We start from the raw sequence: 268 nt of genomic DNA on the forward strand, positions 1-268 counted from the left end.
GCGGATTATCCGCGTCAGCCAGAAGGTTCTCCATACCGCAATTAGATTCACGCCTGCAATTACATCACGCCGAAAATGCGCGCGTCGCCGGTTAGCGCTTTGAAGCGCTCGTCGGCGCAACCGCAACCGCTTCTTTCATCCCTCTGCAGCCCTCTTCGCCGCATTAATCTGATGCGGATAAGCCTCGCTCCAGATCGCGGCTGAAATCCGCTGCCACCTTTCTCCAAATCAGATATTCCGGCTTTCAAACCGAATTGCCGCGTCTTTC

At 55.2% G+C, this 268-nt stretch carries 1 protein-coding gene; it reads right to left on the reverse strand.

All coding sequences use genetic code 11. From position 1 onward, the window contains the following. Nucleotides 1-59: 59 nt before the first annotated feature. On the reverse strand, nucleotides 60-268 hold a 209-nt coding region (locus SB659_RS19630; protein ID WP_410551620.1), incomplete at its 5' end, for a hypothetical protein.

The organism is Arthrobacter sp. SIMBA_036 (genome assembly GCF_046535135.1).
Classification (GTDB): Bacteria; Actinomycetota; Actinomycetes; order Actinomycetales; family Micrococcaceae; genus Arthrobacter.